A 24,326-nucleotide genomic window follows, 5' to 3' on the forward strand; every position below is an offset into this window, starting at 1 on the left:
TGAGTTATTCTATCTTCTGCCTTCTTCCCAACGATAACCTCGTTGCGATTTTTGCCAATGCCCTTTTTTATGGTTGCGACCATTATTTTGGTTGGTCCAATAACCATCTCTTTGTTGGTACGTTCGGCTATTGCTTCTCCATACCCAACCACCATCAATCCAAATATAATCAGTGCTTGGGCGTGGGGGTCTATTTACTTCTATATAAGAAGGTTCTTCAGAAACATAACCTGCGGAGCATGCACTAAAAAATAATGCAAATCCAGCTAATACGGTAATAAAAACGAGCTTTTTCATAATATTATTTTTAAATTTATTTTTATTCACAATTATTTTTTAATTGTTTTAAAGTGCTGATATTCAGAGTTCTAATTTAGTTATTATTAGTAAAAAAGATATTGTATAATTTTTATAAATAGTTGTAATATTCACTCATTTCTTTACTCATATTCAATACATTTTAAATCTAAAAATTAATTACCGCTATTAAGGTTGATGTTTATCTTGCTTATTTTCGGGTTTTTGATTTATTGGTTGCTGTTGTTTGACCTGTTGATCGTTGCGTTGTTGTTGCGCTTGCTGTTGTTTGACCTGTTGATCGTTGCGTTGTTGTTGCGCTTGCTGTTGTTTGACCTGTTGATCGTTGCGTTGTTGTTTAACTTGTTGATTGTTAAGTTGTTGTTGTGCTTGCTGTTGTTTGACTTGTTGATCGTTGCGTTGTTGTTGCGCTTGCTGTTGTTTGACTTGTTGATCGTTGCGTTGTTGTTGCGCTTGCTGTTGTTTAACTTGTTGATCGTTGCGTTGTTGTTGCGCTTGCTGTTGTTTGACTTGTTGGTCGTTGCGTTGTTGTTGTGCTTGCTGCTGATTGATCTGTTGATCGTTACGTTGTTGTTGCGCTTGCTGTTGTTTAGCCTGTTGATTATTACGTTGTTGTTGCGCTTGCTGTTGTTTGATCTGTTGATTATTACGTTGTTGTTGCGCTTGCTGCTGCTGCTGCTGCTGCGCTTGTTTGTTATTAGGTTGTTTTGTAGTGGGTTTGGTTGTGTTTTGTGGCTGAGTTTTAGCCTCTCTTTTTGATATAGGTTTCAGTTCTTTTATATTTGCCACTTTAGACGGAACTGGTCTATGCCCGGTTGCATTGTTTTTTTGGACAATCGGTCTGTATATCTGAAGTTCCCCTTTGCTTAAGTTTTGACCAGGTTTATTTCGTTCTCTGAGCGTAATTGGTGAAATCGCAGTACCAGTTCTTCTTTGTACTTCAGTTCTATCAGGTCCAGCATTATACCTTACATTTCTGGATCGATCCTGTTGAATATTATTTATTACTGTCGAATTATAAATAATAGTTGTATTATTTGTTGAATTAACATAGTAATTATAGATATTCCTTCTTCCAAAATCCCGGTCTCTAACAAATGTCCATTGATTGTAGGGTAAATTATAGTTTCTACCATAGGCAATTTCAATGCTTATACCTGGACCTATTGGTGCCCAACCATAATAACCGTTAGCACTTCTCCATGTAACCCATCCCGGACCCCATTCGTAACCAGGAACCCATAACCATCCATAATAAGAGTCGTATAACCATCTGCCATAATGAAAAGGTGCCCATCCCCAGGAATAATTTGAAACCCAAGTCCAACCTACATTAGTATATACCCAATAGCCATTAGTATTATAGGGACTAAAGTTGTTAGAAACGTCAGGTACCCAAACGTATCCATAATCTCGGTTATTTATCCAATTACCGTAAGGACTTAAATCATCATAAAAAACTTGGAAGTTGATTGATATCTGTGCAGATGCTTTTTGTGGTGCTATTAATGTAATTGAATTAACAGCAAGAAATAAAACGAAAATTTTATATGTTGTTTTCATAATATTGTTTTTATTTAAAAAAATAAATAAATTAAATTTATAACATATTAAAGATAAGCAATTTAAGTTTTTTAATGAGCGATTTTTAAATAAAATATTGAAAATTACGCTAAGGAAATTCTATTTTCTTAGCGTAATTTTCAATATTTTATTTCTTTAAAAGAAGAGCTCAACTGTCAATTTCCAAATAAGGGAATCAAATAATCTACTAAATATGTTCAAAAGAAGGGATTACTAAAATATCAAAAAGGAAGTATTGTGCTTGCTTGTAGTTTAGTAAACAAATTAAATAAGGATTCAAAATGGGTATAATTTTCATCCAAATTTTGAATTTGATGACAGCATTTTGTTAAGACTATGAGGTTGATATCACTGACGGAATATCTTCCCCTTTAGTTTGGTGTATTTATTTATACTATTAACCCGTTGGGTGCAATTATTAAAAACGTCAATTCGAGTGTTTTTTGTGTAGTAAAACGGAACAAAAAATGTATAGAGAATCGTTTTTAATGAAATTTTGCTTGTTCTCGATACGATTTTCTATCGAAAATCACTCGAACTGACGAAAAATTATCATCAAAAACCTAATTACACCCAACGGGTACCTATTTCTAGAATAATAAGTAGGAAGAGATTGTAATTTATATTTTTAGGGTTGTCAGTTTAAATTCAGTTTATATGGGGTATGGTATTTATGATTCATCTTTTGTGGTGCGAACTAAGCTAATTCCAGAAACGAAGAATATAATACCAAGAACGCCATAAATGATTAATGATTTGACATCTCTCATTTCAGAGGATGCATTTGAAAACAATATTGCAGTGTAAATTAGGCCGCCAATTCCAAGAGCTGTAAGTAATGCTCCAAAGATTCGTTTTAGATTCATGATTTTATTTTTTTAAAGTTATTGTTATTTTTAAACTATTTGATATTGCAATTTTTTGAATATAAAAAAAGCCAAAAACTGTAATAGAGACAATTAGTAGAGGAATGTTTAGGAGAAATAGCATAAATAGGGATTGTTAAAATTACTATTCAAATGTAGTCCTTAGCATTCTTGAAAATATTATACAATTTTTTTAATAAATTATATTATTCACAGATTCAAAACATTAGAGAATTATAAATCAAACTGAAGCTATTTTTTTATATAAATTAACTCCAAGAAATTATTTTTTAGTTAACTCAATAATTTTATTAAACAATAATTTTTCATCAATAGGTTTTGCTAAGTAATCATTCATTCCCACAGCTTTGCATTTTGTTAAATCAACAGTTGTTACATCAGCTGTTAAAGCAATAATAGGAATATTTACATTCATAGTGTTACGAATATAATCAGTTGCTTCAAATCCATTCATCTCGGGCATTTGCAAATCCATTAAAATAATATCATACGATTTTTTTTGTAGCATTTCAATAGCAATTTTTCCATTGTCAGCAATATCACGTTCAAATCCAAAATCATCTAATATTGTTTTCATCAATAGTTGATTGAGCGCCATATCTTCTACAACTAATACTTTTAAATTTTTGATGTCACTATCTAATACCTTTAAATCATGTTCTAATTCAGCATCAATTTTTGTTTTTTGAAAAGGTAGTGTGAAACTAAAACTGGAGCCTTCATGCATTTTACTTTTAACCCGAATATTTCCTCCTTGTGATTTAACCAGTTGTTTTACAATAGCGAGTCCTAAACCTGTTCCTCCATAGATACTGGAAGTTTCATTAGCAGCTTGTTGAAAGTTTTCAAATATTAAATCGATGTTGTCATCTGGAATTCCAATTCCCGTATCTTCAATAGTAAATTCGACAATAACTTTATCTTCATCTTCAAATATTAAATTGACACTAACTATAATTTTTCCTTCGGATGTGAATTTAATTGCATTACTTACTAAATTTAAAATAATCTGATGTAATCGAATAGGATCTCCTAAAAGAACATCAGGTATTTTTTTGTCATAGTTTGTGAATAATTTTAAATTTTTTTCTTGAATTTTTGTATCAAATAATTGCAGCATTGAAGTTATGGAAACGCCTAATTTGAAAGGCTTTTTTTCAAACGTCATTTTTCCGGCATCTACTTTTGCTAAATCAAGTATGTCATTAATTAATGCAATCAAGGTATCACCACTCAATTTAATTGCTTGTAAATATTCTTTCTGTCTGTCAGATAAGTCTGTTTTTAATATTACTCTTGTAAATCCAATAATTGCATTCATAGGAGTTCGGATTTCATGGCTCATATTTGACAAAAATTGTTGTTTTGCCATCATTGCTTTTTCTGCGATTTTTGTCGCATTCTCTGCATTACCTTTTGCTTCTTCCGCTATTAATGTTGCCAATTCAGCTAATACTTTTGCTTCGATTAATTCGGATTCAATTCTTTTTTGATCCGTAATATCTCTGGCAACTATTACGACACCCAGAATATTTCCCTTATCATCTTTGTAAACGGATCCGTTTAATAATACGTCGGTCAGTTTACCGCTTTTGTGACGTAGCTTAAGTGGAGAATTTGTAATAAAACCTCGAGCAAATACTTCCTGATAAACTGCGCGTGCTTTTTCGGGTTCTGTAAAATATCCAAAGAAATCAGAACCTTTTAATTTCTCTCGAGAAATGCCGGTAATATTTACCGTAGCCCGATTCATATCTGTAATTTTACCTTCATTATTTATTGTAGTCAGTGGATCAAGACTGGCTTCAATCAGACTAAGAGAATATTTTTCTTTCAGATAATAACGGGAACGATCCGTTATGTCTTCAATTGCAAGAAGAATTAATTGTTCTTTATTTGTTTTTTGAATAATTAAATGAGCGTTCAACAACATTATCCTTTCTCCTATTGATGAAAAAGTATGCGTTACTTCAAAATTTTCGAAACTACTTTTTTTCGAAAGTATTTCATTTAGCGCCTTATGGAGTTCTTTAATATCCCATTGCTTATTTCCTAAATCAAATAATAATTTCCCTTCTGTTTCGTCTTTATCTACCACAAATTTTTTATAAAAAGATTTATTGGCGGATATTACATGAAAATTTTTATTCAGGATAAGCATTGGTTCATGTATTGTTGCAATAATAGCTTCTGAATACTCATGGGATTCTATTAATAAATCATGACGCATTTGTAATTCCTGGTTAGTAGAAATAAGCTCTTCATTAGTGGCTTCAATTTCTTCTTTTGAGGTCTCAAGTTCTTCATTCAAGGTTTGGAATTCTTCATTAGACGAAACGATTTCTTCATTTGCTGCCTGTAATTCTTCATAAATAGTTTCTTGCGTTTCAATGATAGTTATCATCTCAGAACGTGTCGTATTCAGTTCCTCAGTTAGTTTTTTTATTTTTAAGTCTTTGATTGTTGCATTGTTTTTTCCATCTACATCTGATTCAATATATTTTTCTACTTGTTCTTGAGGTTTAAAAACAATAAGTAATAAGGGTTCTTCCCACTCAATTTTAAGAGGACTAACTTCAAAAGACATCAATCGTAAAACAGATTCAATTTTTATTTCAATACCTGATTTGTATACTGGTTGCTTTGTTTCTATTACTTTATTAATTGCATTACGGAGTTCAAAAGCAAATTCCGGTCGTGCCATTTTTAAAATATTAAGACTGGCTTTACCGGATGCATGTTCTAGGTAGGAGGAGACTGGACCTCTAAACTGGAGAATTTCCATGTCTTTGTTGACTACAGCGCAGGCAGGCATATAACTGGCTAGAAGGGTTGAATCAATAGCATTTTCGATGCTTTCTTGATTTACACTTACAACATTTTTTGTAACGGAATTTGGTTTTTTACTGGACATATTTGTACGTGCAAAACGAGGAGTTAATTCAAGTATTTTTCTTACTCCCAAATTATTTTTTCGAGAATAAATTTTAAATTTATTGTTTATAAGCGTGAAAAGGAGTGAGGAAGTCCCAATACTTTCTGCTTTGCCTAGCATTAAATAGCCTCCATCATTCAATGCAAAATGTAGGGATGCAAAGACTTTTTTCTGTGCGGCGGAATCAAAATAAATAAGAAGATTACAACAACTAACAAAATCCATTCGCGAAAAAGGAGGGTCACGTAAAATATTGTGAGGTGCAAATATGCACATTTCACGTAGCTCTTTAATAATGCGATAGTTGTCACCTTCTTTAGTAAAAAAGCGCGACAAATACTTTTGAGGGATAGATTCTACATCGCTTTTAGAATATTCTCCACTACGAGCTTCTCTGATTGCCTCTTCACTTAGATCAGTTGCAAAAATCTGGACTGGAATTTTATTTGTTTTATCATTCTGCAATTCAGAAATAATCATAGCAATAGAATAGGCTTCTTGTCCTGTAGAACAAGCCGGAACCCATATCCGTAATGTTTCTTCGGTGGATTTACTATTTAATAGTTTAGGTAAAAGATCGTTTTTTAGAAAGTTGAAAGTTTCAGTTTCTCTAAAAAAACTGGTAACATTAATTAACAAGTCAGTATAAAGAATTTCAATTTCATTGTTTTTTTCGAGTAAAAGCTTTACATATTCCTGTATTGTTTTTATTCCATACTGTTGCATTTTATGGTTTATCCGCCTTTTAATAGTGGCTATTTTATAATGGCTAAAGTCAACACCAGTTTCTTTGAGTAATAGTTCAAAAATAGTATTTATATCGTAATTGTTATTTTTGACAGTGATTTCTTTATCATTTCCTTTACCATTATTTATATGAAAACCATTTTTGCTGATACGAACTAATTCGGTGGCAATTTCCTCTGGAGATAAAATAAAATCTACTACACCTGAAGAAATAGCTGAATTTGGCATACTACTGGCTTGGGCAGTTTCATCTTGAGCAAAGGTTATTCCTCCAGCATCTTTAATAGCTTTGAGACCAATCATTCCATCACTGGCATAACCAGAAAGTACGACACCAATAACATTTTCTTTATGGGTTTCAGCAAGTGAGGAAAAGAGGAGGTCAATGGTTAGATTAGGGATGTTATTTTTAATGCGGGGAAGCAATCGAATGTGTCCATCAATTACCTCAATTACTTTATTTGGTGGAATTACATACACATTATTGGGTTCCATTTTTTCCATATTATCAATTTCCTGGACTTTCATTTTTGTAATCTTAGAAAGTATGGAAGTCAGTAAACTTTTATGGTCTGGGCTTAGGTGTTGGACATAAATATACGCCATACCAGTATCAATGGGTAAATTTTTTAATAAAACGCTGAATGCTTCGAGTCCTCCTGCAGATGCACCAATGGCCACTACAGTAAAGGATTTTTTTTTGATTTCTTTATCAGGGGACAATATATTCGGAGTCAGTTTCTTAGTTAATTTCATAATAAATTAAGCAGCTAATTTTAAAATTTATAGTTACATGATTAGCTATAAATTTTTTGTTACATCGAGGAATTCAAGAACCTTATTATTAGAAATATTTGATTAAAAGTAAGGAAATATGTCTTATGAATTTTAAATACTAATGATTTATAATAGATTGTACCAGTGAATATTAAATATATTGAAGACATTTATTTATTAAATGCTCTTTTTAATTGTTTTAAGTTCTTCTTCTAATTCTTTACAAGCCTGAACACAAATTTTTTCAAGTTGAGAAACTAAGTTATTCAATTCCTCAGTGCATTCTTCTTTTACAGCAATTTCCTGAATTTTTTTGGCCATGTTTTCAAAAATAGGACTAATGCCCATTATCGAAAAAGAGGGAATCATTTTATGCGCAGCAGCTCCTAATAAAGTCCAGTTTTTATCCGCTAAACTTTGTTTTAACGCAGTTACTAAAGGAGGTGTATGAACTAAATATAATGATATCATTTCCATCATTAATGCTGGATTTGATTTTGTACGTTGGTTTAAATAAGTCAAATCAATACATTTTAATTTTTCGATTTGAGTGTTTTCATTTCCTTTAGCAACTCCATATTTTTTATGGCTTTGCTTTTTTACTAACCCAACGATTTTACTATACAAAACTTTTTCGTCTATGGGCTTCGCTATATAATCATTCATTCCCACAGCTTTGCATTTAGCTAAGTCGATAGTAGTTACATCAGCCGTTAACGCGATGATTGGAATTTTAGAATTCATGGTATTTCGAATGTAATCTGTGGCTTCAAAACCATTCATTATGGGCATTTGCAAGTCCATTAGGATGATATCATACGATTTTTTTTGTAGCATTTCGATTGCTATTTTTCCATTTTCAGCAATATCCCGTTCAAATCCAAAATCATCCAATAGGGTTTTCATCAATAGTTGGTTGAGCGCAATATCTTCGACCACAAGTACACTTATATTTCTAATTTTAGTATCCAATTTTGTTGCTATTATTTTTGATTCAGCTGTCGCTTTTGTTTTTTTGAAAGATAATGTGAAACTGAATGTTGAACCTTGATCAATTTTACTTTTTACCTGAATACTGCCACCTTGTGTTTCTACTAGTTGTTTTACTATCGCTAATCCTAAACCAGTTCCACCATAAAGTCTTGAAGTATCACTTGTAGCTTGTTGAAAATTTTCAAATATGGTAGTTATTTTTTCTTGATCAATACCAATTCCGGTATCTGTTACTGCAAATTTGATAATAACTGTTTCATTATCTTCATGAATCAAATCAACGCTAACGGTAATTTGTCCTTTTGAAGTAAATTTTAAAGCATTACTTACCAGATTTAAAATAATTTGGTGTAAACGTACTGGGTCTCCAACTAAAACCTCAGGTATTTTAGAGTCATAATTTTTAACCAGCTGTAAATTTTTTTCTTGGATTTTTGTCTCAAATAAATGAAGCATTGTTGATAGGGACGTTGCTATTTTAAATGGAGTTTGCTCAAAGGTCATTTTTCCGGCATCTACTTTTGCTAAATCAAGGATGTCGTCAATGAGTACGATTAGGGCATCCCCTGATACTTTAATAGCATTAAAATATTCATTCTGTTTATCAGTCAAAGGGGTTTTAATCAATACTTTCGTAAATCCAATAATCGCATTCATTGGCGTACGTATTTCATGACTCATATTCGATAAAAATTGCTGTTTTGCTTTCACTGCATCTTCGGCTTTACTTTTAGCTTCTTCTGCAATTAAGGTGGTTAACTCGGCAAATACTTTAGCTTCTGTCAATTCTTTTTCAATTCTTTTTTGATCTGTAACATCTCTGGCAACAATTACAACACCCAACACATTTTTTTTATCATCTTTATATACTGATCCATTGAATAATACATCAGTTAAGTTTCCGTTTTTATGGCGAAATATTAGTGGAGAATCGGCAACAAATCCTTTTTCAAACACTTTCTGATATACTTCGCGAGCCTTTTGTGGTTCAGTGAAATAATCAAAAAAATCAGTTCCGATTAGTTTCTCCCGTAAAATTCCGGTTACATTGACCGAGGCATTATTCATATCGGTTATTTTTCCTTCAGAACTAATGGCAAATAAAGGATCATGACTTGCTTCAATAAGACTAAGTGAATATTCGGAAAGTAATTTTTGTGCTATTAAATCATTGTTTAGCTTTTTTAGCTGTTCTGCCTGAGCCAATAGTTCCTGGTTTTTTTTATACAAATCAACAAAAACTGCGACTTTTGCCTTTAATATTTCCGGCGAAAGCGGTTTAATCATATAATCAACTGCACCCGCTTGATAACCTTTGAAAATTTGTGCGGAATTATCCATACTGGCCGTTAAAAAAATAATCGGGACATGTTTGAGTTTTTCTATTTGGCGAATTAATTCTACAGTTTCAAATCCGTCCATCATGGGCATTTGTACATCTATTAATATGATGGCAAAATCCTGTTCATGAAGAAGAATTTTTAATGCATCATTACCGGAATTTGCTTTTACGCATAAATAATCCTCGGTGGAGAGAATTACTTCTAAGGCAAACAAATTTTCGGGCAGATCATCTACCAATAAAATTTTAACAGGGGTATTTATTTTCGTTTTCATTTGTAAAATAAAAATTTATCTTAATGATAGGAGGTGTATCACCTTTTTAATGATTTTGGGCTATTTACTTAACCATACGCGCATCAATGAGAGTAGGCGTTCTACATCAATAGGCTTAGTAATGTAATCGTTTGCACCGGCATCAATACATTTTTGTTTATCGTCTTTCATGGCTTTTGCCGTAAGTGCAATTACGGGCAGGTTTCTGAATTTTACTTGTGATCGTATTCGTTTCATTGCTTCGTAACCGTCCATTTCCGGCATCATAATATCCATTAGTACCATATCAATGTGAGTATGTTTATCTAACATTTCTAATGCTATTTTTCCGTTTTCGGACTTTATTACCTCCAGTCCGCGCTCTTGCAAAATTTTGGATAAAGCAAAAACATTTCGCATGTCATCATCTACTAATAGTATTTTTTTGGAATGAAATATAGCTTCTTTATCATGCAAATTATTTATTATTAGTTGTTTCGATTTTGGCAAATTACTGATGGTTCGATGAAGGAAAAGCGCTGTTTCATCCAGTAATCTTTCTTCGGATTTTATACCTTTTATAATAATGCTTTCTGCATATTTATGAAGTAAATCATTTTCTTCTTTTGTAAGTTCCTTTCCGGTATAAACAATAATAGGGGGCATGTTATGGCCTTTTATATCCTCCAGTTTTTGTATAAGATCAAAACCGCTCATGTCTGGTAAACCAATGTCTAGGATGATACAATCAATGTTATTTTGCTCATATGATTCCAAAGCTCCTTTGCCTGTTGCTGCTTCAAAACATTGTACATCGCCATTGCCAATGAGTATTTTCATTGCTTTTCTGGCATTTTCATTGTCTTCTATAATCAACAGGTTTTTTATTTTTCTATTGACAAAATTTTCAATTCGGTTAAAAGCTTCTTCCAGACCATCTTTAGATATCGGTTTCATCAAATATTCTACCGCACCCTCTCGGATCGGTTCCAGCGAACGATCATTAGCCGACATAATATGCACCGGTATATGCCTTACTGATGGATTTGCTTTTAATTCATGCAATACTTGTTGCCCCTTGATTCCCGGTAGACCCATATCAAGAATGATTGCTTGCGGTTTGTATTTTGAAGCAAGTAATAAACCATCTTCTCCAGTTGCTGCCGACAAGCATTTAAATCCTTTTTTGTTGGCTTGTTTTAAAAGGATAGAAGCAAAATTTCGGTCATCTTCAATAATAAGTACTACTTTATCATCGGTGATTATTGTGTTTCGATCGTCTTCAATAGTGCCGTAATTCAGAAAGGATTGATCTTTCTCAGAACGTGGTGCATACACAGCAGGTTTCACTTTTACTGCACTGACAGCTTCTTGTTCAGCATGTATTTCAATCGGAATAATGAGAGAGAAAGTAGATCCGTGATTTAATTCACTACTCAATTTAATTTCTGCTTCTAATAATTTTGCCAGTTCACGAGAAATTGAAAGCCCCAAGCCCGTACCACCATACTTTCTGGAAGTGCCGCCTTCCGCTTGCTGAAAAGCTTCAAATATAGCCGTTTGTTTGTCGTCAGATATTCCAATGCCAGTATCGGTAACAGAAATGTTCAATGTAGTTGCTGTGTTAGGATCAATACTCATAGTTACAGTCCCTTTTTCTGTGAATTTTATAGCATTGGAAAGGAGATTCTTCAATATTTGATTTAGGCGCTGTGCATCTGTATGGATGAATTCTGGCAAATCAGCACCCAATTTGCAAACTAATTTTAATCCTTTTTGTTCTGCTTGATGTCTAAAATCGCGAACTAAATTATCTGTAAAATTTTTCAACGATAATTTTTCAATGTTTATAGCCATTTTTCCTGCTTCAATCTTGGAAAGATCTAGCACTTCATTAATTAATACAAGAAGGTCATGACCACTTTTATATATTATCTCAGCACTTTCAACTTGAATATCATCTAAATTTTTCTTTCTGTTTTCTGATAAATCTTTGGAAAGAATCAGTAAGCTATTAAGCGGTGTTCTCAATTCATGTGACATATTTGCCAGAAATTCCGATTTATATTTGCTGCTAATTTCCAGTTGTTTAGTTTTTTGTTCAATGTCATTTTTAGAAGCTTCAACTTCTTTGTTTTTCTGTTCCAATGACTGAGTCTGCTCTTCCAATTCTTCATTGGTCATTTGCAATTCCTCCTGTTGCTGTTTTAGATTTTGTGCTTGTTGTTCCAGTTCTTCATTCAGTTGTCTCAGTTCTTCTTGCTGCATTTGAAGTTCTTCGGCTTGAGTAGAAAGTTCTTTGTTAGCATAACGTAACTCAACTGCTCTTTTTTCTTTCTCTTCATTTTGATAGGCGAGTTCTTTATTGGCAATACCTAATTCGGCAGCTCTTTTTTCTTTCTCTTCATTTTGATAGGCGAGTTCACGATTAGCAATTCCTAATTCTGCTGCTCTTTTTTCTTTCTCTTCATTTTGATAGGCGAGTTCTTCATTAGCAATAGCCAATTCAGCAGCTCTTTTTTCTTTCTCTTCAGCTTGTTGTACCGTATTTACGCTAATAGCGATACTATTCATAGAAACATTGATAAATTCTTTTTCTGTTTCATTGAAATCGGCAAACTTGCCTATTTCTATTACTCCTATTGTTTTTCCATCAAGTAAAAAAGGGGTAATGAGTACGTTTTTTGGTTTTGCATCAAGTACAGCCGAGGTAATGCGTATTTGATCTTCGGTTATATCTGTTACAAGAATTTGTTTCTGTTCCCACGCTGCCTGACCAATTAATCCTTCGTTTAATTTAAATATTTCGTTACCTTCTTTTAAAGACGAAAAAGCAAATTTTCCATTAATAATAAGGGTGTTATCATAATCATTAAGGAGATACACAGCACCTATATTAGCGTTTAGGTAATTACATAAAAAACTAATAGTATTGTTTGCTAGCTGCGTTAAATTTTGATTTCCAATTAATTTTTCATTAAGCTCTGAGTTACCGGTAAGCAACCAGTTTTTACTGGCAGTTTCTGCTTCGGATTTTTTTAGTGCTTTCAAATTCTCAGTCACAATAGTGTATACAACCAGAAGAATTAAAATAATGATTAACAATAAAAAAGCAAAAACAAGATTAAATTTACTGGCATCGTTTTCACTGATATGAATCCTTTTGATAAGCAAAGAACGTTCTGTTTCCTGAGCTTTATCAATTATTTTTCGTATTTCATCTTGTATTTTTTTTCCTTGGCCTGAAGCAACAAATTCTTTGGCTTTTTCAAAATCATTTTTACGTATGGCTATGCATTTATTTAAATTTTCGAAACGCATTTTGAGTTCTTTCTCAAGTTCTTCAATGTTTTTTTGCTGTTTGGGATTGTCTTTTGTTAATTTTTTTAGGTTAGTCAGGTCTTTGATTATTTTTGTATAAGAAGAGGAAAAAGGTTGTAAAAAATTGGTTTTTCCTGAAATTACATACCCTCTTACACCAGTCTCAGCATCGATGTTAGATATCAATATTTGGTCAAAATAATAGATCACCTCATTAGAATGATTAACCCAAGCATTGGAAGCAGCAAATTTCTCACTATTTTTAAAAGAGAAAATTGCGACTGCTATAAGGACTACCGCACAAGCACTAAATCCTAATACTATTTTTCTGCCAAGGGTCATTTTCATTTTTTAATTTGTAAAGTTTAAATCTATTCTATTTTTTATAATCCAATTCTATTAGCAACGCAACTATATTCTCTATTGATAAAATATAATCAGCTTCAATAGTATCAATTGCTGACTGTGGCATATAAGGAGATTCTGCTGTTTTTGGATCTTGAATAATGGCCAAACCACCGCATTCTTTTATTCTTGTTATCCCTACAGTCCCATCATTATTAGATCCTGTAAGCACAATTCCAATTAATTTGTTCCTATAAGCCTCAGTAGCTGATTCAAACAATACATCAATTGATGGTCTTGCAAAATTTACGCGCTCGTCTATGGTAATTGAAAAAGTTTTATCCTTTTCAATGAGTAAATGATAATTAGGCGGAGCAATATAAATTGTTCCTTTTTCTATTTTCTCTTTTTCATCAGCTTCCTTAATATGAAGATTACTTTTCTCGTTTAAAAGTTGTATCCATTGATTTTCAGAATGCGCTCCTACATGTTGTACGATGATAATTGGTATTTTAAAATCAATCGGCAATGCTGAGGATATGATTTTTAATACATTCATACCTCCTGAAGAAACTCCTATAACAATTGCTTCATAATGCATTTAATATTTCTTTTTAAATATTCGTTGCTTTGCATCCAACTCAATATACTCCTCATATAAATCAGAAAAGCGCAAACTTTCTTTTGATCCTAGGCATAAAACACCACCATTAATAAGGCTATTATAAAAAAGAGATTGGACTTTATTTTGTAAATTTTTATCAAAATAAATCAATACATTTCTGCATAATATCAAGTTTACTTCTGCAAAAACACTATCGGTTACCAAATTATGATTGGCCCAAACAATATTTTTTTTCAAGGATTGATTCATAATCACGTTATCATAATTGGAAGTGTAATAACTTGAAAAAGATTCTTTTCCTCCTGCTAATTGATAATTAGTAGTGTATTCTTTTATCATTTTGTTCGAAAAAATACCTTCTTTTGCTTGATTCAACGCTAGTTGGTTAAAGTCAGTTGCATAAATGGTAGTCCTATCATACAAGCCTTCTTCCTGCAAAAGGATTGCCATCGAATAAGCCTCTTCACCAGTAGCGCAGCCAGCATGCCATATTTTTATAAAGGGATACGTTTTTAAAATGGGGATAACATTTTCTCTTAAAGACCTATAAAATATGGGGTCACGGAACATTTCTGTTACTGTGATTGATAAATCCTGTAAAAATTCGGAAGCAAATGTTTCATCATTTAAAACCTTAGATTGTATTTGAGAAACATCTTCGAATCCAGAAATTGCCATTCGGTTCATAATCCTACGTCGGATATGAGCTTGAGAATACTGTCTGAAATCGTAACCATGTTTTCTATAAATAGCTTCTAATAGCAATGAAATTTCTAGATCCGATGTGTCTTTGTACCGCATTTGTATAGAATAAATTTGGTTATAATTTCAACCAAATTGGAATAATTAATAGGTTTATTAATGAACTTAGGGAAATCTAATCTAGAAAAACAGATTACATTCTATCCATGTACCAACTTAGTTCTTTTTCCATTTTTTGATATTTAAAAATGGTCGTAATAATCTTTTGTAAGCGAACAAATGCAGTTTCACTTTTTACAACATAATCAAATGCTTTGTGATGCATACAGTTTATTGCTACCTCAATTTTATCTTGAGAAGACAACATTACAACAGGGATGTTAACATTGAAATTTTTTATTTTGTCCAAAGTTTCCAGTCCGTTCATAGCATTTTCTACAATACCATCCAGTTGGTAATCTAAAATCACGACATCAGGTGCATTGGATAAGTTTTCAACACACAGTTCCCCTGTAGGATAGGTTTCAATAGTAAAATCGGCATTTTCCAGAAATTCAATTTCTAAAGATTTTAAAAATAATGCATCATCATCTACTAAGAATATTTTTATTTTAGTGTCGTTTTCCAAAATTATGTATTTTTTATAAGGTTAAATTCTTCTTCTAGTTCATTGCAGGCTTGCAAACAAATTTCTTCAAGTTGTCTTACTAAGTCGTGTATGTCATCTTTTTGCTCTTTTGCTATTGCATATTCCTGAATTTTTTTTGCCATGTTTTCAAAATCAGGATGGATACCCATTATTGAAAATGAAGGAATCATTTTATGCACAGTTGAGCTTAACAATGGCCAATCTTCATCCGCTAAACTTTGCTTTAGGGAGTTGATTAAAGATGGTGTTTGTTTTAAATAAAGTGAAATCATCTCCATCATTAATATTGGATTCGATTTTGTTCGTTGATTTAAATAAACCAAGTCAATACACTTTATTTTTTTTTCAGAACCATTTTTCAGCCCAATATTTTCATTAAGCTTTATACTAAGTTGCTCCAATTTTGGTTTTTTTAGTATTCCAACTATTTTACTGTACAGCACTCTTTCGTCAACAGGTTTTGCAATATAATCATTCATTCCTACGGATTTGCATTTAGCTAAGTCTACTGTAGTAACATCAGCAGTCAATGCAATAATGGGAATTTTTGAATTCATCGTGTTACGAATATATTCTGTGGCTTCAAATCCATTCATTACGGGCATTTGCAAATCCATCAGTATAATATCATACTTTTTAGCTTTTAATTTTTCGATTGCTATTTGACCGTTTTCGGCAATATCTCTATCAAATCCAAAATCATCCAAGAGTGTTTTCATTAATAATTGATTGAGTGCAATATCTTCAACTACCAATACTTTTATATCTTTTATTTCAGAATCCAATTCTAAAATTTCATTTTCTAATTGAGCATCTGCATTTGTTTTTTGAAAAGGTAATGTAAAGCTAAATGTCGTTCCAACGTCAATTGTGCTTTTCACACGAATTTTGCCGCCTTGTGGTTCAACTAATTGTTTCACTATAGCTAGTCCTAGTCCAGTACCTCCGTATAATCTGGAAGTTCCGCTTGTTGCCTGTTGAAAATTTTCGAATATACTATCTATTTTTGCCTTGGGAATACCAATTCCAGTATCTGTAACGGCAAATTCAAGAATTACTTTTTCATGATCTTCATGGAGCATATGAACTCCTACGGTAATAGTTCCATTATTAGTAAATTTCACTGCATTACTCACTAAATTTAAAATTATTTGGTGCAATCGAACTGGATCTCCCACCAAAACAGCAGGAATTTTGTTGTCATATTCCTTTATTAATTTTAAATTTTTTTCTTGGATTTTAGTTTCAAATAAATGGAGCATTGAAGATATGGAAGCCTTCATTTTAAAAGGAGTTTTTTCAAAAACCATTTTACCTGCATCTACTTTTGCTAAATCAAGGATGTCATTTATGAGTACGATTAATGCATCACCGCTCATTTTTATAGCGGTTAAATATTCTTTTTGTTTAGCAGATAATTCTGTTTTTAAAACCACTTTCGTAAACCCGATAATAGCATTCATCGGTGTGCGAATTTCATGACTCATGTTGGACAAAAACTGTTGTTTTGCCTTCACTGCGTCTTTTGCTATAATTGTTGCATTTTCAGCATTAAGTTTTGCTTCTTCTGCAATTTCGGTTGCTAACTCAGCAAAAAGTCTGGCTTCGATAGATTCTTTTTCAATTCTTTTTTGATCCGTGATATCTCTTGCTACGACAACAACTCCTAGAACTTCGCCCTCTTCATTTTTGTAAACGGAACCATTTAGCAGTACATCAGTTAATCTATGATCTTTTATGGTCAATGGATAATCAGCGATAAAACCTTTATCAAAAACTTCCCGATATGCTTTTCGAGCCTCTTTTGGTTCAGTAAAATAATCAAAGAAATCTGAACCAATTAATTTTTCACGTAAAATTCCTGTCACTCTTACAGATGCCTCGTTTGTATCCGTTATTTTTCCTTTTGGACTAATCGTAAACAAAGGGTCACGGCTTGCTTCAATTAAACTTAAAGAATATTGAGAGGCTAATTTTAAAGAATTACTAAAAACTTCTAATTCTTTGTTTTCAATTTTTCGTTTTTCTTTTTCTTTGTTTTGAAAAATAAGTTCTTCATTGGCAATCAGTAATTCTGCCGCTCGTTTTTCCTTTTCATCGTTTTGAAAACGAAGTTCTTTGTTAGCAATTATTAACTCGTCTGCACGTTTTTCTTTTTCATCATTTTGGTATGCTAATTCTTTATTGGCAATAACCAATTCGTCTGCACGCTTTTCTTTTTCGTCATTTTGGTATGCTAATTCTTTATTGGCAATAACCAATTCGTCTGCACGTTTTTCTTTTTCGTCATTTTGGTATGCTAATTCTTTATTGGCAATAACCAATTCGTCTGCACGTTTTTCTTTTTCATCATTTTGGTACGCTAATTCTTTATTGGCAATAACCAATTCGTCTGCACGTTTTTCTTTTTCATCATTTTGGTACGCTAATTCTTTATTAGCAATAACCAATTCGTCTGCACGTTTTTCTTTTTCATTATTTTGATAAGCCAATTCTTTGTTGGCAGTACGTAATTCAGTTGCCCATTTTTGTTCTGCAATATCTCGGGCTACAATTACAACTCCTAACACATTCCCTCTGTCATCTTTATAAACGGAACCATTGAATAATACATCAGTCAATTTACCCTCTTTATGACGAAGTGTAAGCGGAGAATCAGCAACTGAACCTTTAGCAAAAACTTCTTGATACACTTCACGAGCTTTTTGTGGTTCAGTAAAATAATCAAAGAAATCAGATCCAATTAACTTTTTACGTTCTATTCCAGTAATATTCACCGTAGCTTGATTCATATCAGTTATTTTACCACTAATATTTATAGTAACCAAAGGATCTAAACTTGCTTCAATTAAACTAAGGGAATATTTAGATGATAATTTTTGAGCAGTCACATCTCTTGCAGCCGCAAAAACGCCCAATACAATTCCTTTATCATCTTTGTAAACAGATGCATTGTATAAGACATCAATTAATTTACCGTTTTTATGCTTTATGGTTAAGGGATAATCAGCAACAAAACTTTTCTCAAAGACTTGCTGATATCCTTGTTTTGCTTTTTCTTTTTCTGTGAAATAATCTGAAAAATCTGTTCCAATTAAATTTTCACGAGAAACTCCAGTAATTTTTATTGAAGCTTCGTTTACATCCGTAATTTTACCATCGACACTAATAGTTACAAAAGGATCCAAACTTGCTTCTATCAAACTCCTGGTGTAATTAGACTCGTGTTTGTTAGTGGTTTCCATTTTAATTATTTGTATCGTTAGAATTACCAATTTCTTCAATTGGACTCCTTCTTTTATCCTTCAATTGTTTGAAATGAGAAGGAGATAAACCGGTGACTTTTTTAAACTGACTCGATAGATGCGCTACACTGCTGTAGTTCATTTTCCAAGCAATTTCAGTAATATTTAATTCACCGTAAATAATTAATTCTTTTATTCGTTCCGTTTTATGGGAAATTATAAACTGCTCAATTGTAGTTCCTTGTACTTCAGAGAATAAATTAGATAAGTAGGTATAATCGTGATTTAGTTTATCACTTAAATAATCAGAAAAGTTCACTTTTATGTTTTCTGTAGAATGGTGAACCATTTCTATAATCACATTTTTTATTTTTTCAATCAGCATGGCTTTCTTATCATCCATTAATTCAAGTCCTGAATTTAATAATGCTAATTTTAGTTTCCCCCGTTGATCCATAGAAATAATTTCCATGATTTCGACTTCGCCTAAATCAACAACGATGAAGTGTAGCCCAAGTTTTTTCAACTCCTCTTTTACCGCCATTTTGCAGCGATTACTGACCATGTATTTGATATATAGTTTCAAATTATTATTTTTTAACAGATTATGTAAAAATCCAATAAACAGCATTAGAAAAGCTTATATAACTAAAAAAAAAAGTTATATAATTCACACATTATTAATTTCAATTTGTTTTTAATAATGCACATGGGAAGGGGGAAAAAGTAATAAAAAAGCAACCGGTTTTTGAAACAAATTCATCCAGTCACTTTTTTGATTCATTAAATTTACAAATAAACGGCGACAATAAAACGTTATTTTAGTTATTTGTAAAATAATAATGGTTTAGCAAATAAATAATTAGCGCATAATTTCTTATAAATTATGCGCTAGAATTCTTTAGAAATATGTATTTTTTTAATCTAAACAATGTAATTAGTTTTTCTGTATTACAGAAAAACTATTGATACAAAGCAGTTATTTCTGAAGCTGTATCGTAATTTTTTTTGGATTTATCTGCTGCTGTAGAAAAATATGTTTTTCGATTAACAGCCGTGAAATTGCCTATTTGACTACTAAATTTACTGGCATTTCCTTTGATGTTAAAACGAATAGATTGAATATTAGTAGTTTTTATTTTATGCATTTCTAAAGGAGAAAAGGAGTAATACGATACAATCTGACTCCCGATATTTTCTCTAATCCCTTTGTCAGAACACACTATGATTGTATTATCAGTCAAATAAACATAGACTACTCCAGTAATATTGAATGTTGGGTTTGTTGTTGTAACGGCTAATTTTAGGATGCCGCCTTGTTCTGTTTTTGCAATTTGAATAGTTGTAAGTCCAGTTAAAGCATAGTTTTCAGATATAAAATCCCAGGAATTTGTAGCACGATAAGGTTTTGAACCCTTAAAACTCAATACCTCCTGACTTTTTGCAGAAAACGCAACCATAATTATTAAAATAAGCAGGACTTTTGTATTCATGAATTTTGGGGTGTTAATTATTTATATTTAAAAAGATCTATCCAATCAAGTGATTTAATTGCCGAAACCTTGTTTTCTTGATTCATTGAAACCCGAAGTTCTTTGTTGGCAATTTTCTTGGTATACAATGCTTTATAACGAAAAATAGTCGTTTGGTCACTATTGTTCTTATAGATTTCTATTAATTCTAGATCCTTGAATGTTCCATAAAATTGACGAAACTTGGTACAAGTTTTTGTTAATCGTTCTTCAGTTGTATTTTTAATTACCGATGCAGTTGCTTCACTTTCGTTAAAAGGTTTGAACTTTGAAGTATTACAAGTCATTAAAACCCTTTTCCCTAATTCATATGCTTTGTCTTTTTGAGATTCACTCACTTCAGAAAATGTTAGTTTGACTAATTTTACTTCTTCAGGTTTAGGAGCAGAAACAATGGTTTTAGATTTACAACCAACTAGTAAAATAATGCCTAGAATGAGAATTATCTTTTTCATGATTTATGTGATTTTTAATAACAAGTTGGGATCAGGGCAATTTTCTAAATAATAATCCAAGTCATTTTTGCTGCAAACTCCAGGATAATCTCCAAAATTAGCTCCGATGTTTTTTATAATCTGAAAATGTAAGTGAGGGGAGTAATCACCATTAATAAGTGAACTTCCCAAAGTCGCTATTTGTTGTCCTTTTTTAATACGATCTCCAATTTCAATTTTAGTAATACTTTCTAATGAAAGATGACCGTATAAAGTATAAAAAAAATGATTTTCTATCTGATGTTTTAAAATAATAGTTGGACCATAATCGCCCAAACCCACATTATTTTTGAAACTGTGAATTGTTCCGTCAAGTGCAGCCAATACAGGAGTTCCTGCTTTTATCCATAAATCTAATCCAATATGAATATTTCTTTCGGCTGATTCATTGTCATTAAAAACGGTACTGCGCTTGTATAAATTACGCTCTTCATTGTATCCTCCAAAAGCAACTTTTGATTTGTCTTTGGCTAAATATTTTTCGATAAATTCTTCAAAATCTCGTGATGTTGCTATTTCTTGTTTTGAAAAAAATGTATTTGAAACAGATAAATCCAAAGGGATGTAGTTCACATAGTCAATTGAATCCTCTATAACCTTGACATTTTGAATGTTTTTTAAAATTACTTCTAATGTATTCATTTTGATTGTTTGTAATTAAGGTAAAATAAAATAAAAAATGCCAACATAAAAAATTTACATTGGCATTATAACTTTTAATTAAGAGAAAGTAAAACGTTATTTTTTAATTTCAATTTTAGCTTCCCCACCAGAAACATTTACATCGGTTTTAGTAGCTCCGTCTTTAGTGCTAATATTGACGCCATTTGTTCCTACTTTTATCGATGTACTATCTTTTACTTCTTCTGAGCCTGGTGTGATGGAAGTAGTAGGTTCGCCATTTGTTTCTACCTGCGGGTTCATAGGATTATCGTCTTTTTTCTTGCAGGAAACTATCGTCATAATTGAAAGTAATCCTAAAATTAGTGTTATCTTTTTTATCTTATTTGTATTATGGTTATTTGCTAATTAATTGATTACCAATTTAGTATTTTATTTAGTATAATCATTAAGATTAAATTTTTAATTAAAAAAAATCCCAACCTGAATTAAGTTAGGATTTCAAATTATAAAAATTATTTTTTAATATAAACTTGGAAACTTCGAAGGATTTACCTCATTCATCATTCCATATACTTTTTCGAATATATCTTCTGATGATGGTTTAGAGAAATAGTCACCATCTGTGCCATAAGCAGGTCGGTGCGCTTTTGCAGTTAAAGTTTGCGGCTTACTGTCCAAATAATCATAAGCATCTTGTTGCTCAATAATTTGCTGTAATATATATGCTGAAGCTCCTCCTGGTACATCTTCATCGATTACTAAAAGACGATTCGTTTTCGCAATACTTTTTACAACATCTTGATTAATATCAAATGGCAATAGCGATTGTAAATCGATAATCTCGCAATCTATGCCTACTTCAAGTAATTCTTTGGCAGCTTGTTGCACTAATCTTAAAGTAGATCCATAAGATACTAATGTAATATCAGTACCTTCTTTCAAGGTTTCAACAACGCCTATTGGAGTTTTGAATTCACCATAATTCAAAGGCATTTTCTCTTTTAAACGGTAACCATTCAAACATTCGATTACTAAAGCTGGTTCGTCACATTCCAATAAACTATTATAAAAACCTGCTGCTTGTGTCATGTTTCTTGGAACCAAAACATGGATTCCTCGTATGGCATTTATTATCATTCCCATAGGAGAACCAGAATGCCAGATTCCTTCTAATCGATGACCACGAGTTCGTATGATAAGCGGTGCTTTTTGCGTGCCTACAGTACGGTATCTTAATGTTGCTAAATCATCACTCATGATTTGAATAGCATACAATAAATAATCCAAATATTGAATTTCGGCAATAGGTCGTAAGCCTCTTAAAGCCATTCCGATACCTTGACCAATAATAGTTGCTTCGCGAATTCCAACATCGGCTACACGAAGTTCTCCGTATTTTTCCTGCATTCCTTCTAAACCTTGGTTTACATCACCAATGTTTCCAGCATCTTCACCAAAAATTAGTGTTTCGGGATATTTTGTAAAAATTGCATCAAAGTTATCACGCAAGATCATACGTCCGTCTGTGTCTTCTTTTGCATTTTCGGAATATTCAGGCAAAACTTTTTCAGCTGAGAATACATTCAATTCTGTTTCAGAAAACAAGTTACTGCTGAATTTTTGTTGTGTTTTATTAGTGTAGGAAGTTATCCAAAGCGATAGTTCTTCTTTGCCTTTTTCATTCATTACTAAGCGTAATACTTTTCTGGCAGTTACAAGAATCTCTTTTTTCAAAGGAGATTTTATACTGTTTAAATCCGTAATGAGTTTTAGTATTCTTTCTTTGTTTTTACTCGTTTCTGCTGTTTTTTGTAATAAAGAAATTAGCTCTTTTTGTTCTTCAATTATAGGTTCAATGAATGCATTCCATGCTGCTTTTTTAGCTTCAAAAACATCTTTTTTGGCTTGTAAATCAATTGCTTCAATTTCTTCTGGAGAAGCAATATTGATAGCAATCATCCACAGTTTCATTTGACGAAGACAATCAAAATCTTTTTCCCATGCCAATCGATTTGAGTCTTTATATCTCTCGTGAGATCCTGAACTGGAATGTCCTTGTGGTTGAGTCAATTCGTTGACATGAATTAATACCGGAATGTGTTTTTCACGAGCTATACTTGCGGCTTTTTCATAAGTGGCAATTAATTCGGCATAATCCCACCCTTTTACTTTTAATATTTCAAAACCGTTAGAATTGTTTTCTCGTTGGTACCCTTTTAAAATTTCAGAAATACTTTCTTTTGTGGTTTGATGTCTTGCATGAACAGAAATGCCGTACTCGTCATCCCAAACACTCATAACCATTGGTACTTGTAAAACACCTGCTGCATTTATAGTCTCAAAAAACAATCCTTCTGATGTACTTGCATTTCCTATTGTTCCCCAAGCTATTTCATTACCCTCTACAGAAAAATTTGCTGCATTGGTAATTCCTGAAACTTGTCGGTATATTTTTGATGCTTGTGCTAATCCTAACAGTCGTGGCATTTGCGCTGCTGTAGGAGAAATATCTGCACTTGAATTTTTTTGTTTAGTTAAATCTTTCCATGATCCATCTTCATTCAAACTATGCGTTGTAAAATGCCCACCCATTTGTCTTCCTGCTGACATGGGTTCTTGTTCAATATCCGTATGTCCGTATAAACCCGCAAAAAACTGTTGCAAAGTTAATTCACCTATTGCCATCATAAAAGTTTGGTCGCGATAGTATCCTGAACGGAAATCTCCATTCTTGAATGCTTTTGCCATGGCTAACTGAGGCACTTCTTTTCCATCTCCAAATATTCCAAATTTAGCCTTTCCTGTTAATACTTCTTTGCGACCTAACAGGCTGCATTCCCTGCTTATAGAAGCTATTTTGTAGTCACTTAATACTTCAATTTTGAAATCTTCAAATGTCAGGGTAGTATTATTTTTTTCTTTTATCATAATTGAAAAGTATAACTTTGTGCT

Annotated in this window: 16 protein-coding genes; all 16 read right to left on the reverse strand. The window is 32.2% G+C overall.

Features of this window, described 5'->3' with window-relative positions:
* Positions 1–9: 9 nt before the first annotated feature.
* The 16 genes from T410_RS11935 to T410_RS12010 all read right to left on the reverse strand — a co-directional run bounded on the left by T410_RS11935 (position 10) and on the right by T410_RS12010 (position 24,302).
* Positions 10–297: a YXWGXW repeat-containing protein gene (locus tag T410_RS11935; protein ID WP_152556985.1), complete on the reverse strand. Its 288-nt coding sequence runs from the start codon at positions 295–297 to the stop codon at positions 10–12.
* A gap of 189 nt (positions 298–486) precedes the next feature.
* A complete protein-coding gene (locus tag T410_RS17100) occupies positions 487–1,881 on the reverse strand; it encodes a DUF6600 domain-containing protein (protein ID WP_051929408.1) in 1,395 nt (464 codons plus the stop codon).
* A 692-nt stretch (positions 1,882–2,573) separates the two neighbouring features.
* Positions 2,574–2,768 (reverse strand): hypothetical protein, encoded by a 195-nt coding sequence (locus T410_RS11945; protein WP_035672018.1) that lies wholly within the window; start codon positions 2,766–2,768, stop codon positions 2,574–2,576.
* A 283-nt stretch (positions 2,769–3,051) separates the two neighbouring features.
* Positions 3,052–7,227, reverse strand: a complete 4,176-nt coding sequence (locus tag T410_RS16755) for a CheR family methyltransferase (RefSeq protein WP_081897836.1) — start codon at positions 7,225–7,227, stop codon at positions 3,052–3,054.
* A gap of 198 nt (positions 7,228–7,425) precedes the next feature.
* Positions 7,426–9,858: a response regulator gene (locus tag T410_RS11955; RefSeq protein ID WP_051929409.1), complete on the reverse strand. Its 2,433-nt coding sequence runs from the start codon at positions 9,856–9,858 to the stop codon at positions 7,426–7,428.
* 60 nt (positions 9,859–9,918) lie between these two features.
* Positions 9,919–13,506 carry a response regulator gene (locus T410_RS11960; protein WP_051929410.1) on the reverse strand — a complete coding sequence of 1,196 codons (3,588 nt, stop codon included), beginning with the start codon at positions 13,504–13,506 and terminating at the stop codon, positions 9,919–9,921.
* 28 nt (positions 13,507–13,534) lie between these two features.
* Positions 13,535–14,104, reverse strand: a complete 570-nt coding sequence (locus tag T410_RS11965; protein WP_035672021.1) for a chemotaxis protein CheB — start codon at positions 14,102–14,104, stop codon at positions 13,535–13,537.
* The gene (locus tag T410_RS11970) at positions 14,105–14,929 is read right to left on the reverse strand and encodes a protein-glutamate O-methyltransferase CheR (protein ID WP_035672023.1); all 825 of its coding nucleotides are present in this window, start codon (positions 14,927–14,929) and stop codon (positions 14,105–14,107) included.
* Positions 14,930–15,023: 94 nt separating this feature from the next.
* Positions 15,024–15,458 carry a response regulator gene (locus T410_RS11975; RefSeq protein ID WP_035672025.1) on the reverse strand — a complete coding sequence of 145 codons (435 nt, stop codon included), beginning with the start codon at positions 15,456–15,458 and terminating at the stop codon, positions 15,024–15,026.
* Positions 15,459–15,460: 2 nt separating this feature from the next.
* Positions 15,461–18,724, reverse strand: coding sequence for a PAS domain S-box protein (locus T410_RS17240; protein WP_081897837.1), 3,264 nt, complete (start codon positions 18,722–18,724; stop codon positions 15,461–15,463).
* Position 18,725: 1 nt separating this feature from the next.
* Positions 18,726–19,289, reverse strand: coding sequence for an AraC family transcriptional regulator (locus T410_RS11985; protein ID WP_035672027.1), 564 nt, complete (start codon positions 19,287–19,289; stop codon positions 18,726–18,728).
* A 397-nt stretch (positions 19,290–19,686) separates the two neighbouring features.
* Positions 19,687–20,217 carry a hypothetical protein gene (locus tag T410_RS11990; protein ID WP_035672028.1) on the reverse strand — a complete coding sequence of 177 codons (531 nt, stop codon included), beginning with the start codon at positions 20,215–20,217 and terminating at the stop codon, positions 19,687–19,689.
* A 17-nt stretch (positions 20,218–20,234) separates the two neighbouring features.
* Positions 20,235–20,711: a hypothetical protein gene (locus T410_RS11995; protein ID WP_035672031.1), complete on the reverse strand. Its 477-nt coding sequence runs from the start codon at positions 20,709–20,711 to the stop codon at positions 20,235–20,237.
* A gap of 3 nt (positions 20,712–20,714) precedes the next feature.
* Positions 20,715–21,392 carry a peptidoglycan DD-metalloendopeptidase family protein gene (locus T410_RS12000; protein ID WP_035672034.1) on the reverse strand — a complete coding sequence of 226 codons (678 nt, stop codon included), beginning with the start codon at positions 21,390–21,392 and terminating at the stop codon, positions 20,715–20,717.
* 96 nt (positions 21,393–21,488) lie between these two features.
* Positions 21,489–21,713, reverse strand: coding sequence for a hypothetical protein (locus tag T410_RS12005; protein WP_238567373.1), 225 nt, complete (start codon positions 21,711–21,713; stop codon positions 21,489–21,491).
* Between the two features lie 180 nt (positions 21,714–21,893).
* On the reverse strand, positions 21,894–24,302 hold the full coding sequence (locus T410_RS12010) for a thiamine pyrophosphate-dependent enzyme (protein ID WP_035672035.1): 2,409 nt from the start codon (positions 24,300–24,302) through the stop codon (positions 21,894–21,896).
* Between the last annotated feature and the right edge of the window lie 24 nt (positions 24,303–24,326).

The organism is Flavobacterium sp. 83 (genome assembly GCF_000744835.1).
In the GTDB taxonomy this organism is placed as follows: domain Bacteria; phylum Bacteroidota; class Bacteroidia; order Flavobacteriales; family Flavobacteriaceae; genus Flavobacterium.

Coding starts and splice junctions, on each gene's coding strand:
- T410_RS11935 (WP_152556985.1), bottom strand. CDS start 297: ATGAAAAAGCTCGTTTTTATTACCGTATTAGCTGGATTTGCATTATTT.
- T410_RS17100 (WP_051929408.1), bottom strand. CDS start 1,881: ATGAAAACAACATATAAAATTTTCGTTTTATTTCTTGCTGTTAATTCA.
- T410_RS11945 (WP_035672018.1), bottom strand. CDS start 2,768: ATGAATCTAAAACGAATCTTTGGAGCATTACTTACAGCTCTTGGAATT.
- T410_RS16755 (WP_081897836.1), bottom strand. CDS start 7,227: ATGAAATTAACTAAGAAACTGACTCCGAATATATTGTCCCCTGATAAA.
- T410_RS11955 (WP_051929409.1), bottom strand. CDS start 9,858: ATGAAAACGAAAATAAATACCCCTGTTAAAATTTTATTGGTAGATGAT.
- T410_RS11960 (WP_051929410.1), bottom strand. CDS start 13,506: ATGAAAATGACCCTTGGCAGAAAAATAGTATTAGGATTTAGTGCTTGT.
- T410_RS11965 (WP_035672021.1), bottom strand. CDS start 14,104: ATGCATTATGAAGCAATTGTTATAGGAGTTTCTTCAGGAGGTATGAAT.
- T410_RS11970 (WP_035672023.1), bottom strand. CDS start 14,929: ATGCGGTACAAAGACACATCGGATCTAGAAATTTCATTGCTATTAGAA.
- T410_RS17240 (WP_081897837.1), bottom strand. CDS start 18,724: ATGGAAACCACTAACAAACACGAGTCTAATTACACCAGGAGTTTGATA.
- T410_RS11985 (WP_035672027.1), bottom strand. CDS start 19,289: ATGGTCAGTAATCGCTGCAAAATGGCGGTAAAAGAGGAGTTGAAAAAA.
- T410_RS11990 (WP_035672028.1), bottom strand. CDS start 20,217: ATGAATACAAAAGTCCTGCTTATTTTAATAATTATGGTTGCGTTTTCT.
- T410_RS11995 (WP_035672031.1), bottom strand. CDS start 20,711: ATGAAAAAGATAATTCTCATTCTAGGCATTATTTTACTAGTTGGTTGT.
- T410_RS12000 (WP_035672034.1), bottom strand. CDS start 21,392: ATGAATACATTAGAAGTAATTTTAAAAAACATTCAAAATGTCAAGGTT.
- T410_RS12005 (WP_238567373.1), bottom strand. CDS start 21,713: ATGACGATAGTTTCCTGCAAGAAAAAAGACGATAATCCTATGAACCCG.
- T410_RS12010 (WP_035672035.1), bottom strand. CDS start 24,302: ATGATAAAAGAAAAAAATAATACTACCCTGACATTTGAAGATTTCAAA.